This is a genomic window from Nocardia sp. NPDC049149 (assembly GCF_043197455.1).
Taxonomy (GTDB): domain Bacteria; phylum Actinomycetota; class Actinomycetes; order Mycobacteriales; family Mycobacteriaceae; genus Nocardia.
In genome coordinates, this window is record NZ_JBICTD010000006.1 from 652,307 (window position 1) to 665,879 (window position 13,573).

The 13,573-nt window shown below is 66.4% G+C and carries 10 protein-coding genes; 3 read left to right on the forward strand and 7 right to left on the reverse strand.

The window, feature by feature from the left end:
* Positions 1–233: 233 nt before the first annotated feature.
* Complete coding sequence (locus ACGFNJ_RS27190) at positions 234–659, reverse strand: MarR family winged helix-turn-helix transcriptional regulator (RefSeq protein WP_393453836.1); 426 nt, start codon at positions 657–659, stop codon at positions 234–236.
* Positions 660–743: 84 nt separating this feature from the next.
* On the opposite strand from ACGFNJ_RS27190, the gene ACGFNJ_RS27195 reads away from it, so the two are divergent.
* On the forward strand, positions 744–2,498 hold the full coding sequence (locus ACGFNJ_RS27195; RefSeq protein ID WP_393453839.1) for an ABC transporter ATP-binding protein: 1,755 nt from the start codon (positions 744–746) through the stop codon (positions 2,496–2,498).
* On the opposite strand, the gene ACGFNJ_RS27200 is transcribed toward ACGFNJ_RS27195, so the two are convergent.
* The 4 genes from ACGFNJ_RS27200 to ACGFNJ_RS27215 all read right to left on the reverse strand — a co-directional run bounded on the left by ACGFNJ_RS27200 (position 2,499) and on the right by ACGFNJ_RS27215 (position 6,771).
* Positions 2,499–3,407 carry an alpha/beta hydrolase gene (locus tag ACGFNJ_RS27200; protein ID WP_393453842.1) on the reverse strand — a complete coding sequence of 303 codons (909 nt, stop codon included), beginning with the start codon at positions 3,405–3,407 and terminating at the stop codon, positions 2,499–2,501.
* 53 nt (positions 3,408–3,460) lie between these two features.
* Positions 3,461–4,102 (reverse strand): nucleotidyltransferase domain-containing protein, encoded by a 642-nt coding sequence (locus ACGFNJ_RS27205; protein WP_393453845.1) that lies wholly within the window; start codon positions 4,100–4,102, stop codon positions 3,461–3,463.
* 125 nt (positions 4,103–4,227) lie between these two features.
* Complete coding sequence (locus ACGFNJ_RS27210; protein WP_393453848.1) at positions 4,228–4,977, reverse strand: L,D-transpeptidase family protein; 750 nt, start codon at positions 4,975–4,977, stop codon at positions 4,228–4,230.
* Positions 4,978–6,111: 1,134 nt separating this feature from the next.
* Complete coding sequence (locus ACGFNJ_RS27215; protein WP_393453851.1) at positions 6,112–6,771, reverse strand: cyclodeaminase/cyclohydrolase family protein; 660 nt, start codon at positions 6,769–6,771, stop codon at positions 6,112–6,114.
* A 120-nt stretch (positions 6,772–6,891) separates the two neighbouring features.
* On the opposite strand from ACGFNJ_RS27215, the gene ACGFNJ_RS27220 reads away from it, so the two are divergent.
* Complete coding sequence (locus ACGFNJ_RS27220; protein WP_069167812.1) at positions 6,892–7,932, forward strand: LLM class F420-dependent oxidoreductase; 1,041 nt, start codon at positions 6,892–6,894, stop codon at positions 7,930–7,932.
* Positions 7,933–8,009: 77 nt separating this feature from the next.
* Here ACGFNJ_RS27220 and ACGFNJ_RS27225 read toward each other — a convergent pair whose 3' ends face one another.
* Positions 8,010–8,348 (reverse strand): STAS domain-containing protein, encoded by a 339-nt coding sequence (locus tag ACGFNJ_RS27225; RefSeq protein WP_393453855.1) that lies wholly within the window; start codon positions 8,346–8,348, stop codon positions 8,010–8,012.
* Between the two features lie 707 nt (positions 8,349–9,055).
* Between ACGFNJ_RS27225 and ACGFNJ_RS27230 the strand changes: the two genes are divergently transcribed.
* Positions 9,056–11,110 carry a TerD family protein gene (locus ACGFNJ_RS27230; RefSeq protein WP_393453858.1) on the forward strand — a complete coding sequence of 685 codons (2,055 nt, stop codon included), beginning with the start codon at positions 9,056–9,058 and terminating at the stop codon, positions 11,108–11,110.
* Between the two features lie 3 nt (positions 11,111–11,113).
* On the opposite strand, the gene ACGFNJ_RS27235 is transcribed toward ACGFNJ_RS27230, so the two are convergent.
* Positions 11,114–13,444, reverse strand: a complete 2,331-nt coding sequence (locus ACGFNJ_RS27235; protein WP_393453861.1) for a SpoIIE family protein phosphatase — start codon at positions 13,442–13,444, stop codon at positions 11,114–11,116.
* Between the last annotated feature and the right edge of the window lie 129 nt (positions 13,445–13,573).

A 13,573-nucleotide genomic window follows, 5' to 3' on the forward strand; every position in this document is an offset into this window, starting at 1 on the left:
ATCCATCGCCCCACCTTCATCAGGTCATATCGCCAGGCTATCCGCACCGATCTCGAAATGCAGCATGCGTGGACGCGGAGGTACTGCCGACTTCCACCGTTGCCCCGGGCAGGATACTGCCCGGTTGCTGACGGCAGGCACACGCCCGGCGAGTACCGGCGCGTAGCGAGCGGTTCGATGCGATTCGGGAGCGTGACCGTCACCGGGGTCGAGGGCCGAGCGGTCGGATTGCGTTATGAGGTAGCGGAATCCAGCTTTGCCAACAGATCACGCAGCATGTCGCGCTGGTCGGGGGAGAGGGTGGCGAAGAGCTCCTCGGCGGCGGCGCGGCGAGCCGCGGTCATCTTGGCGAGGGCGGCGCGGCCGGATTCGGTCGTCGCGACCAGAGTGACACGGCGGTTGGTCGGATCGGGCGCGCGGGTCACCAGGTCGGCGGCGGCCAAGGCGTCGACGACCGTGGTGGCCGAGCGCGGCACGATGCCGAGGTGTTCGGCCAGCGCGGTCATGCGCAGCGGTTCCGGCTGATGGGCGATGATGCGCAGGGCGCGCGCCTGTGCCGGAGTCAGGCCGAGGGGTGCGAGCCGCGCGACCTGGTTGCGCCGGATGCGTTTGGCGGCGCGCAGGAAGAGTTCGGGCAGGTCGGTCTCGGCGGACTCCATGATTCTGAGCATAACTCATTGTTTTGGGAACAATTATGAGTCATGCTCAGTTTCATGACGTAGTTTCCTTGGAAGGAGGCGCCTATGCAGCCCCCACATCACCTGCGCCGGATCGTCCGGCTGTTCCGGCCCTATCGGGCCAGGCTGGCCCTCGTGGCCGCACTCGTATTTCTGTCCTCGATCGTCGCGCTCGCCTCGCCGTTCCTGTTGCGCGCGGTACTCGACGACGCGCTCCCGCACGGGCGTACCGGACTGCTCGCCCTGCTCGCCGCGGGCATGGTCACCGTCGCCGTGCTGACCAGCGTCTTCGGCGTGCTCCAGACCTATATCTCGACCACCGTCGGCCAAGACGTCATGCACGACCTGCGGTCCGCTGTCTACACCCAGCTGCAGCGAATGCCGTTGTCGTTCTTCACCAAGACGCGCACCGGCGAGGTGCAGTCGCGCATCGCGAACGATATCGGCGGCATGCAGTCGACCGTCACGTCGACGGCGACATCGCTGGTCTCCAACTTCACCACCGTCTTTGCGGCGGTGGTCGCGATGATCGTGCTGGACTGGCGGCTCACCATCGTCTCGCTGATCATGCTGCCGTTCTTCGTGTGGATCAGCCGCCGGGTCGGCGACGAGCGCCGCAAGATCACCGCGCAGCGCCAGCAGAAGCTGGCAGGCATGTCGGCGATCGTGGAGGAGTCGCTCTCGGTGAGCGGCATTCTGCTCGGCCGCACGATGGGCCGCTCGCCGGCGCTGGTCGACAGTTTCGCGCGGGAATCGCGCGGGCTGGTCGATCTGGAGATTCGCGCGAGCATGGCAGGGCGGTGGCGGCAGTCGACGATTCAGATCGTCATGTCGGCGATGCCCGCGGTCATCTACTTCGCGGCGGGGCTCACCGTGACGGCCGGGCAGCCGCTCGTGTCGATCGGGACACTGGTCGCGTTCACCACCTTGCAGACGACACTGCTGCGGCCGATGGTGCAGTTGCTGTCCACCGGGGTGGAGGTGCAGGCCTCAATGGCGTTGTTCGGCAGGATCTTCGAGTATCTGGATCTGCGACCCGATATCGAGGAACCGGCTCGACCGGTGACGCTGGCCGACGTCGCGGGGGAGGTGCGGTTCGACCACGTCGGGTTCTCGTACGGGTCGGGTAATCGGGATGTGTTGAGCGACATCGACATCACGGTGCCCGCCGGGTCGAGCTTGGCGATTGTCGGCGAAACCGGTTCCGGTAAGACCACTCTCGGCTACCTGGTGGCGAGACTGTACGACGTGAGTTCGGGCGCGCTCACCATCGACGGAATCGACGTGCGGGACGTGTCTTTCGCGGACCTCGCCGGTGCCGTCGGTGTGGTGTCGCAGGAGACCTATCTGTTCCACGCCACTGTTGCCGAGAACCTGCGTTTCGCGAAACCCGATGCGACAGAACAGGAACTACACGACGCGGCGCGCGCCGCGCAGATTCACGAGCACATCATGAGCCTGCCCGACGGGTACGACACCCTGGTCGGGGAGCGTGGGTATCGCTTCTCCGGCGGCGAGAAGCAGCGGCTGGCCGTCGCCAGGGTCATGCTGCGCAACCCGCCGATCCTGGTGCTGGACGAGGCGACCAGTGCGCTGGACACGCACACCGAGCAGGAGGTGCAGGACGCGATCGACGCGCTGTCGGTCAATCGCACCACGATCACCATCGCGCACCGGTTGTCCACGATTCGGGACGCGGATCAGATCGTCGTGCTCGAGCGCGGACACGTCGTGGAACGTGGATCGCATGACGAGCTCATGAAGAAGGACGGCCGCTATGCGGCGCTGGTCTCCCGCGATGACGCGCTGCTCGCGGCGTGATCAGAACGGTCGCAGGTGCTGGACGAGGAAGGCGGCTTCGTCGCCGACGACCTCATCGAAGTGCGGGGGAACATAGATGTCGAAGTGGCCTGCCGGGTATTCGTGCACCTCGACATTGGTTCCGGCCTGAGCCGCATAGCGCAGGGTGCGGCGCGGCGGAGCCACCGAGTCCTCGAGGCAGACGCCGAGGAACACGGGGACCCCGATCTTGCGCAGGCTCCGGCCGGGACGATAGAGGGGCAGAGTCAGCCCGATCCGGGCGGCGACCTCGTTCACGTGGGTGAACTGCTGGGGCACCAGCCCGTTGTACCCGGGTGCCGCGTCCGGCGCGTTCATCAGCGCGACCTGGCCAGGGGCGCCGGTCAGTGGGACGGTGACCGGCGGCCTGCGCAGAATCGCGGCGACGGTATCCAAGATCGCGCGCACCGCGATGCCGAGCAAGGGCCGGAAGCCGACCGTCGGGGCGGAGGCGGGGCCGTCGGTGAACGGGCATTGCGAAACGACCGCGGCGACGCGGCGGTCGTTCGCCGCGACGCGCAATACGTGACCACCGCTGAAAGACGTTCCGAACAAGGCGATTCGAGTCGGATCGATGCCGTCGAGGGAGGTCGCGTAGTCGATCGCGGCCGACCAGTCGTCGAGCTGACGGCCGATGCTCAACAGTTGACGAGGCGTGCCGTCGCTCGCGCCGAAATGCCGGTAGTCGAAGACCAGGGCGGCGAATCCGGCCGCGGCGAAGCGTTCGGCGAACGCGTCTAGTCGCATCTCTCTGACCGCGCCGAGCCCGTGCGCCAAGATCACGACAGGGGCGGCGGCTCCGGTTGCCGACGGCCTGTACAGCCAGCCACGCACCGTGGTGCCCGCCGACTGGAACTCGATGTCGGCGCGCGTTGGTGTGGTGGTCATCATCCCATCAACTCCCGGATCCGATCAGAGCGACTTATGTCCCAATCTGGTGATCATTACATGAACGGCAGCCATGCGTGCCCCGGGTGTAGTCGGGCTACACAATCCCGGACCGTAGTGCGCTGCGCGTTGTCGAGGGCGGGCCAGGTCCGTTCGAGGTCAGCCCGGTCCTTGGGCCTGGCCAGCTTGGCTTTGAAGATGAGGACCAGGTCCGGATTCAGGTAGCGGATGCCGTCGGTGTCCTGCCAGGTGACCTGCTCCAGCGGGGCGATCATCGTGCGGTCGCGCTTGTTGACCCACGCGCCGTCCTTGTCGGGGTTGAGCAGGACGTCGACCAGCCATGGCGACATCGCGTCGGTGCGCAGCCAGACCTGGTCGGCGCTGTCGGCCAGCTCGAACTGGTCGTTCACCGGGCGTAATCCGTCCGGTCCCGCGGACCAGATGTGCAGGCGGTCGCCGAGGGCGGCGCGCAGGGCGGGCAGATCGGTGCGGAACATCGAGATGTCGACGTCGCCGTGGTCGCGATGTGAGCCGGTGAACGCGTCGAGCGCCCAGCCGCCCGATACCCACCACGGGATGGTCAGGTCGCCGACGATCGATCGGACATCCGCGGGCGTGACCGTCGCCCACGGGCCCCACAGTCGCTGGAACTCGACTTCTTCAGTGTCGCAGGGAGTTCGGACCGGGAACTGCGGCATTCGTGATCCCCTCGTGCACGTCTGTGCGTGTCACGCTAGTGGATGTGCTCGACTCGTGTCATTCGGTTGTGCGGGGGACGCGCATGGCGAGTGGTGGGTGCCGGTTCGGCACCCACCATCGCTGATCACCAGTGGAGGTTGACCGGGTCGCCGACGTTGATGTTGGAGTAGACCCAGGCGGCGTCGTCCGGGGCGAGGTTGAGGCAGCCGTGGCTGACATTCGAGTTGCCTTGCTGTTCCACCGACCACGGGGCCGAATGGATGTAAACGCCTCCCCAGGTGAGGCGTTCGGCGTACTCGCCGTTGATCACGTAGCCCTCAGGGGAGCTCAGCGGGATGCCGATGGTCCGCGAGTCGAACACGACCCGGCGGGCCTTCTCCAGCACCGGGAAGGTGCCGGACGGGGTTTCCCAGCCTGGCTTGCCGTACGAGGCAGGCATCGTCCGTGATTCACCGCCGACGGTCAGCGTGAAGGTGTGCGCCGACATGTCGCCGTCACCGAAAACGCCTGCGTTGGTGTTGAATTCGGTGCGAGCCTGGCCGATGCCCACGGAGATCCGGGCATTGGCGGGCAGGAAGCCGGTCGGCGTCCACACCGCTTCCCGGTCATTCGTCCATGCGAACGTCCCCGGCAACGGTTGCCCTGCTCGAATGTCGACGGACCGTTCGGCTGCCGTGCGATCCGCGACCGCGGCGGCGAACGTGATGGTCACCGGATGGGCAACGCCGACAAGCGCACCCGATGACGGTCCGATGGATTCCACTGAATTGGCAGGCGGCGCCCCGATCATGGTCGCGGTCGCCGCTCCTGATCCGAACGCGGCCAATGCCCCGATCAAGATCACAAAGAAAAGAAACTGTATCGAGCGCCTCATGGCTCCACCCCTTCGAGATGGTGTGGGTAGGCAGAATTTCAGTCTAAGCCGTCATGATCAACTCGGTCTACGGGTCGACCCAGGCCGTGCTGTAGTCGTAACCGACCACCATGCCCCTCCCTATGGTGCCTACCCGCCCCACCCCCACTCAAACCCCCAACCAGCCCTTTCCCCCGAACCCAGGCCCCGCCAGCTCAGCGGTTGACGGGAGGAAAATGGTTGTTGACCCGTTGAGCGGAGAGAAATGGTTGCTGCTCCGCGTTGACGGGAGTCCAATGGTGGCAAGACGAGCCGAAACGCTCACCATAGGACTCCCGTCAACTTCCCAAGATCACTTCTGAAAGATCTTTGGACCGGACCACAGCCAAGCAACCCGGTCTGGAACAAGACAACGCGCACCTGACTGCGGAGGTCAGCCGGGTACGGCACCCGACGCCACCACGCTATCCAGTGCAAACCCCGAGACTGTCCCGCTCGCCAGGAGACCGTTCAACCTGCGGATAAACCACGACCCCAAACGCAACACGCCCTACGAATCCTGCACCAGCCCCAAAGCCGCGCCCGTCCAAGGCCGCGCCCGTCCAAGGCCGCGCCCGTCCAAGGCCGCGCCCCACAGGCCGGGTTGGATTGCGCTCGTGCCGCTTTGGGCTCGGCGAAGGCAAAGATTTCCCCGGCTCTGCGGTCTCCTGTGAGTACGGCATCTCGGTGTGTGCACCGGATTAGCGTGGTTGCTTCGCCTGCCGTACCCGGCTGACCTCCGCAGTCGCTCACGGGTTCTCACGTCCCAGCCGGGTTACTTGGCTGTGCTCTCGTTTCGAGAGCTTTCAAGATCAAACAAGTCTGATTCCCGCTACCTTCCACCGGGACACCGAGAGCGGCCGACGATCCACAGACCTTCCATACGGTTCACAGGGGTTCTGGGCCCTGTGAACCGTACAGACGGTCTGTGGGATCGACCGAAGCGGTGCGGATTTCGGCGCGGACTCGCTGCTGGTGGATTCAGCGGCATCGGCGATCTCGGTATGTGGGATCCCAGGGGTGGTTTCGTGCCGAGGGGTACTGGTGCAGGTGGGTTCTCGGGCGATGCCTGCACCAGTTTCCCGTGATCAATCGACCAACTCGGCGAGGCGTGGGTTATCCGCGCAGGGAGTGGATTACGTCGGCGTGCAGGGCGTCGGCTCGGGCGGCGATCTCTTCGATACGGAGCAGGACGGGGGCGAACTGGTCGCCCGCCTCGGCAGGGAGGGAGGCGACATTGATTTCGATGTTGAGCTGAGAGGTGGTCGCCGCGGCGCGGCACGCGTTGGCGGCGGCGCCGATATCGGTGACGACGTTGGGGTTGCCGATCGGGAAGAGCTGGGTGGCGAGCGCGAGCACCTCGTCGGCCTCGTCGACGACTGCGGCCGGGACCCTGGCGGCCTCGAGGAGCGCGGCGTTGATCGCCGCGGTGCGGGTGGCGGTCTCTTCCTCGGTGGACTTCGGCAGTTTGTAAGCCGAACCGACAGCGGTGAACGCGGCAGCGTCGGCGTCGGCGAGAGTGAGCGACCGGAGGCGGGCGGCGTCGGCGGCTTCGATAATCCGGTCGATCACCGGGCGGTTGTCGGCATCCTTCGCCCGCGTCGTGTAGCGCGCGACCATCGCGACCAGAGCGGCGCCCTGCGCCGAGTGCAGCGCGGCGACCGCGCCACCGCCCGGCGCGGGAATCTTGGCGGCCAGATCGGACAGGTACTGCGTGAGGGTGACCTCGCCGAACGAGGACGCAGTTTCCTGGGACGATGTGCTCGGCTGCGACACGGGTGCGTGGCCTTTCCTACGACGGCGAGGGATGAATGCGCGGTTAACGCTACCGGTCGTCCGGGACGGTCAACCGGTCCGGTGCACCACTGATGCGTAAGCGCGGTTATGTTGAGTCCTATGCGGATCGGATTGGGCATCAACTACTCGGGCGGCTTCAAAGAGGTGGCGGCGGAAGTCGCGGACCTCGAGCGGGCCGGTCTCGACATCGTGTTCGTGCCGGAGGCGTACTCGTTCGACGCGGTGAGCGCCCTCGGTTATCTGGCGGCCAAGACGTCGACGCTGCAGCTGGCCTCGGGCATCTTGCAGATCTACACCCGCACGCCGAGCCTGACCGCGATGACCGCCGCCGGCCTCGACTTCGTCTCCGACGGCCGGTACATCCTCGGCCTTGGTGCGTCGGGCCCGCAGGTGATCGAAGGCTTCCACGGTGTGCCCTATGACGCGCCGATCGGCCGCACCAGGGAACTGGTGGAGATCTGCCGCAAGGTGTGGCGTCGTGAGCGCCTCGAATATCAGGGCAAGTATTACCAGATCCCGCTGCCCGCCGGGCAGGGCACCGGTCTCGGCAAACCGCTGAAGTTGATCAATCACCCGGTGCGCGAACGCATTCCGGTGCTGCTCGCCGCGCTCGGCCCGAAGAACGTCGAGCTGACCGCGGAGATCGCCGAAGGCTGGCAGCCGATCTTCTTCCTGCCGGAGCAGGCGAAGGCGATCTGGGGCGAGTCACTGGCCGCGGGCCTGGCCAAGCGCGACCCGCAGCTCGGCGACCTCGACGTCTATGCGGGCCCGGCGCTGGCCATCGGCGACAACGTCGAGCCGCTGCTGGAATGGGTCAAGCCGCATCTCGCGCTCTACATCGGCGGCATGGGCGCCAAGAGCAAGAACTTCTATCACACGCTCGCCACCAAGTACGGCTACGGCGCCGAGGCCGACCGCATCCAGGACCTGTACCTGGCGGGTAAGAAGGAAGAGGCGGCCAAGGCGGTCCCGGACGCGCTGGTCCGCGACATCTCGCTGATCGGTCCCGCCGGCTACGTCAAGGAGCGGGTCGCCGCCTTCCGCGAGGCGGGTGTCACCGTCCTCAACGTCGTTCCGATGGCGGCCACCGCGGCGGAGCGGGTCAAGCTGATCGAGCAGCTGCGCGAACTCTGCGACTGAGGCACTTCGAACATTCGGCGCCGGCCGCACCCTGTCGGGTGCGTGCGGCGCCGAGTTCGTTCGAGAGGTGCTCGCCGTCAGGCGCCGCGCAGTCCTGCCAGCGCCGCTTCCAGCGTGGAATGTAGCGCGAACACTTGATCGAGGCTGGTCATCCGCAACTGCCGACTGGTGGCAGGTCCGTCGGCGACGACGGCGATCTTCGTCGCGTCGCCTGCCCGCTGATGTGTCGCGACGAGCACGGCCATGCCTGCCGAGGCCAGGAAGCTGACGTCGGTCAGATCGATGATCAGCGCCGCGGGCTTGCCGCTGAGGATCGCCTCGATCGAATTCTCCAGCGCGGGGGCCGTCGCCAGGTCGACCTCGCCGGCCACCGTCAGCACCGTCGCACCGTCCTGCGAAGCGACAGTGGTGGTCATCGTTTCCGCCAGGGGATACGCGTCTCCGGAAGTGTTGGTCACCTAATCACAACACACAAGTCGTGGCGGAATCGCAACTGTGGAACACCCATGTGTCCAAACATTACCGCAGCAAACCTCTTCCGCCCCCCGATTCCCCCAGGTCGCTCGAATCGACCCACGTGCAAGTAGCGAACCGGATCCCCCGAGTGTTCCGCCGCACCCCGACCGCCAGCAGATCACTGCCAACACCCACAACAATCCCGATCGTCGCAGTCGACAACCGACGTAACCGTGGTGACCTCCCGGGGTGGCTGCTCCTTCCTGCGCGTGACAACCTCCGACACCCTCGTTCGTTGGTACCGCGGGGCTCGCCCGAAGCTCTGCGGCAGACGGTCTCGGCGTCGCGTTCGGAGACTGGGATGCCTGCTGCTGCAATTCATCGCAGGTGAATACCGACCGAATTCATTCTTTGGCCCCTGAACTCTCCCATCCGCTGCAGGCGCGCAATTACTTCCGCATCAATCCGCGCGGTGTCGAATTTATCGCGAAATAGCAGTACTTGTAGATAAATTCGTACAACCTCCAGCCATGGTGATTGGTTGGGTGGTAGGAATTCAACTCTGACTGACGTGTCCACCCGAGGAGGTTGCGGTGAGGATCGTCCGGCGAAACAGCCTGAGTCAACTGAGAGTTCACTCCGATGGCATCCAGAAGGAGATGAATTTGTGACACTTCCCACCTTGAGCAAGGGGCAGAATATCCCGTTGCCGAATGACATTGTCCGCGTTGACATCGTTCTCGGGTGGACGGAGTCGGAAATCGAGATCGATGCGTCTGCATTATTGCTGAGGGCTGACGGAAAGGTTGGTTCCGACGGCGATTTCGTCTTCTACAACCAACCCGAATCGCCCGATGGATCGGTGCGCTTCCTGGGGGCGAGCGCGACCGAAGAGGGTGCGCAGGCCCGGATCGCGATCGAGTTGGCCGTGGTTCCGGAGAACGTCCACACTGTGGCGCTCGCAGGCAGTCTGGGCACCGGAACATTCGGGGAGCTCGGCAAGCTCACCTTTCGTGTGGTCGACGGAGCGGGGCAGTCGCTGGCAGAGTATGTCACCGCCGACGCCGCGACGGAGTCTGCCTTCGTATTCGGTGAAGTGTACCGCCGCGGTGGCGACTGGAAAGTCCGCGCGGTGGGGCAAGGCTGGGATACCGGATTGGCAGGTCTAGCAACGGATTTCGGTGTCGATATCGACGACGACACCGCTCCTGGACCGACAGGCGAGCCGGTCGACGCGACACCAATTAACAACGCGGAACCCCTCAGGGCGATAGTCGGCGCGGTTGGCGCCGACCTGTCAGGACCAGACCTTGAACCGTCCGCCGAACCACCAGCCAAGGAGCCTGTGCGAAGCCGCGGCGTGCGGACCGCCAAACGAACGGTGAAGCGGGTCAAGCCGATCGAGTTCACACTCGCCGAGGTCGACACTTGGCAGCCGGCCCGACTGTTCTCGGTGTTCGGAGTTGGTGCTGGGGAGGAGCAGGAGAAACGCGCCACATCGGCGCTGATCGCAACAATGCAGGTGGTGCGCCCGTTCGCGCGGGCATTGTGCGCCAGAATGGGGGCTCCGGCAGGAGCTTTCGAAGGCTATGTCGAGGTGCAGTACGAACGGAACGACTCGAAGGTCATCCCGGATGCGGTGCTCAAGGTGGTTCGGGGCAGCCGGGTGTGGACCGGTCTGCTCGAGGTCAAGACCGGTAGCGGCAAGCTCCGGCGTGATCAACTGGAGAGCTACCTCGATGTGGCGCGCCGGAAGAAATATGACGCGGTGATCAGCCTGTCGAACGATATACCCGCAAGTCCAGGTGAGCTTCCGATCGAGGTCGACCGCCGCAAGCTCGCCAAGGTTGCTCTGCGGCACCTGTCGTGGGCGGAGGTGGCACACGAGGCGCGGATGCTGCTGGCGCACGGCGGACTCGACAACGACCTGCATGCCTGGATTCTCGGCGAGTTTCTTCGCTACCTCGATCACCCGCGGTCTGGCGCTGCCGAATTCGTCGACATGGGACGGCATTGGGTGGCTGTCCGCGACTCGGTGACAGCAGGGACCCTTCGTGGGGGCGACCCGAAGGGTTTGGCCATCGCGGATACGTGGGTGTCGCTGTCACGGCATCTTGCGTTGCGACTGACCGCCGAACTCGGGGTCACCGTCAAACACATCCTGCCGCGTCGACACCTTTCCGATCCCGCTGCTCGCAACGCCGCCGTTGCGGATCGACTTGCGGACGACGGAACGTTCGAGGCCGTGCTCCGGATTCCGGATACCGTAGGCGATCTGGTCGTGGTGGCGGATGTGCGCACGCACAAGGTTCGTTGCCGCACCACGCTCGATGCGCCGGATGAGGGCACCTCGGGTCGTCGATTGTCGTGGCTGCTCAGACAACTCGCGGAGGCGCCCGGGGATGTCCAGGTCGAGGCGGTGTTCTCGGAGCCGGGCAACGAAGTGTGCGAGCACCTCGGCAAGGTGCGCGTGGAACCGAGGATCCTGACGGGCGGCCGCGCCGGCGCGATCGTGTCCTTCTCGCTGGAACAGACCTTTCGGATGGGCAACCGCCGGTGTGGCACGGCGGCGAGCTTTGTCAGCAGCGTGACGTCGGCGACCGATGCATTCTACGGATCGGTAGTGCAACCGCTGCGGGAATGGGTGCCCGCCGCACCGAGGCAGCCGGATCCGGTGCCGTTGCCCGAAGACGTATCACTCGACGGTGAGCCCGGCAGGTAGTGGTTAGTTGGCTATGCGGCGGGGGGTGCCGCGGAGAGGGTTGGCTACGGGGAAGGTGATGGCGGGGAGGGTTACGGACATGCGGACTCGGGTGCCTGGGCCGGTGTGGTCGATGTCGAGTTCTTCGGTGAGGGCGCGCATCATGTCGATGCCGCGGCCTCGGTAGCCGGGGTCGGCGGAGCGGGGTTTCCAGACACCGGTGTCGGCGACGGTGATGACGACGGTTTCGGTGTTGCAGGTAGCGGTGAGATGGACGAGGCCTGCGGCGGGGTCGCGGGGGAGTGCGCGGCTGGTGCGGCCCATGGAGAGGTCGGTGCTCGCGGGGCGGCCGGAGGGGACGGCGCCGTTGCGGTAGGCGTGTTCGATGCTGTTGCTGCACGCCTCGTTGGCCGCGGCGACGAGATCGGAGGCGAGGTCGTGCGGGACCGCGGCGGCGGCGAGCCAGGCTTTGAGCGTACGGCGAAGGGCCGCAAGCTCATCCGGGTGCGCGGGCACGTCGAGGCGTAGCGGTGCAGGCGGCTGGCGGTAGACGACCATGGCGACGTCGTCGTCGTAGCCCGCGGTGGGCCGCAGCCGGGACAGGACCGCGTCGGCGACCTCGCGTGGCAGCTTGGCAGAGGTGCCCGCGAGCACGTCGGCGATCTTGGTGAAGCTGTCGTCGATGTCGACACCGCGCTGTTCGACCAGCCCGTCGGTGAACAGCACCAGCGTCGATCCCGGCGTCAGCGCGGTGGTGGCCTCTGGGCGCCGCGGTGGATCGAAGGTGGCCAGCGGCACCGAACGCCCGCCTTCCAGCAGTCGCCCGGTGGTGTCGACGTCGGCCAGGATCGGCGGCATGTGGCCCGCGCTGCTGTAGCGGACGAGCCCGCGCACCGGATCGAGCACCGCCGCGCACACGGTGGTGCACATCGCGCCGGGGATTCGTCCTGCGACCGTGTCGAGTTCGGCGAGCAGCTGTGCGGGCCCCGCCCCACGCAGCAGCAAAGCCCGTGCGGCCGTACGCAATTGACCCATCACGACGGCGGCGGACAAACCACGCCCGACGCAGTCGCCGACGACGACACCAATCGTGCCGTCGCGCAACGGAACCACGTCGTACCAGTCGCCGCCGATCTCGAGCGGCGGCAGCGCAGGCTCGTAATGCACGGAGAACCGGGGCGGCAACTCGATCGGCCCGAGCATGGCCCGCTGCAATGTCAGCGAGGTGGAGCGCGCCTGGTCGAAGTTGCGTGCCCGCTGCACCGCGAGGCTGAGATGGCCGATCAGCAGCGAGAACAACGTCCAGTCGGCGGCACTGATGGCGCGGGGCGCGGCGAAACGCAACCACAGTGCGGCATCACCGGTTTGGCCGAGCGGCGCGACAATCCCCTCGGAGAACTCCGACCCTTCCGGGATCGCGAACAGGCTCCGGCCGGGTCTGCGTCTGGCGCGATCCAGCATCGCCCGTGCGCGCGCGTCGAGTTCCGGGTTCTCGGGTGTGCCCTCGGTGCCGGACGCGTACACCTCCGGCTCGGCCTGCCGGTTCGGCCACACCGAAACGACCGCGGTTTCCGCGCCGACGGTGCGCCGCACCTCGTCCAGCCCGACCGCGAGCACCTCGACCACACTGGTGGCCGCGCCGACCGCGGTGGCGAGCCTGGAGGCCGCCTGATCGCGCGCCTGCGCGTCGTGCTCGGCGGTCACGTCCCGAATGGTGCCGACGAAGATGCGTTCGTTGTTCTCCGGCTTGATCAGCGCGCTGGTGCTGACCGCCAACCACACCGACCGCCCGTCCCGATGCCGGATCGGGATGATGAAACGCTGTGCCTCCGTACCGAGATCGGGATAGCGCCCCTCCGGCATCGACCACGGATGCGGCAGCGGGTAGGGCACATCGGCGGCGCCGTAACCGGTCAGCGCGCCGAACGCGGAGTTGACTTCGACGATGGTGCCCGCCGAGTCCGCGACGAAGAACCCGTCCTGCAACGACTCGACCAGCGCGGTGCGGAACGCGTCGCGCCCGGCGAGATCGTCTGCGCGGGAACGCTGTTGCTCATATCGGCCGACACCGTCGAGATAGCCGCGGGTCGCGATATCAAGCGCGGCAAGGGTTTGCAGCAAGAACTCCAACGCCGTCTCGGCGAGCCGGCCGTCCGGCACCGCCCCTTCCGCGTGCTCGACCGCTTGGACGACCCGGAAGTGGTGCTCGGTGAGATCGAGCAGGCTGACCCCTTCGACGAGCGCCCGCCTGCCGAGCTCGTAGCCCTCGGACAGACCCGCCTGGGTCGGCGAATCCAGGTGCCGCCGTAGCGCGGTCGCGTACGCGTCGAGGAAGTCGGCCAGCGTGGCACTCATGCCTGTGCCTCGCTGTCGCTCGGCCCCGGTGCGGCTGTGGTCGTCGTTCGCTCGCTCATGCTTGCGCCTCGCTGTCGCTCGGCACCCGCCCGACCGCCGTGGCGGCCGCGCTCGCGGATCGCGCGCTTG

Bases quoted from the DNA above. Each gene is read 5' to 3' on its own strand.
- ACGFNJ_RS27195 (WP_393453839.1), top strand. From the start codon at position 744: ATGCAGCCCCCACATCACCTGCGCCGGATCGTCCGGCTGTTCCGGCCC.
- ACGFNJ_RS27205 (WP_393453845.1), bottom strand. From the start codon at position 4,102: ATGCCGCAGTTCCCGGTCCGAACTCCCTGCGACACTGAAGAAGTCGAG.
- ACGFNJ_RS27200 (WP_393453842.1), bottom strand. From the start codon at position 3,407: ATGATGACCACCACACCAACGCGCGCCGACATCGAGTTCCAGTCGGCG.
- ACGFNJ_RS27235 (WP_393453861.1), bottom strand. From the start codon at position 13,444: ATGAGTGCCACGCTGGCCGACTTCCTCGACGCGTACGCGACCGCGCTA.
- ACGFNJ_RS27190 (WP_393453836.1), bottom strand. From the start codon at position 659: ATGGAGTCCGCCGAGACCGACCTGCCCGAACTCTTCCTGCGCGCCGCC.
- ACGFNJ_RS27210 (WP_393453848.1), bottom strand. From the start codon at position 4,977: ATGAGGCGCTCGATACAGTTTCTTTTCTTTGTGATCTTGATCGGGGCA.
- ACGFNJ_RS27220 (WP_069167812.1), top strand. From the start codon at position 6,892: ATGCGGATCGGATTGGGCATCAACTACTCGGGCGGCTTCAAAGAGGTG.
- ACGFNJ_RS27225 (WP_393453855.1), bottom strand. From the start codon at position 8,348: ATGACCACCACTGTCGCTTCGCAGGACGGTGCGACGGTGCTGACGGTG.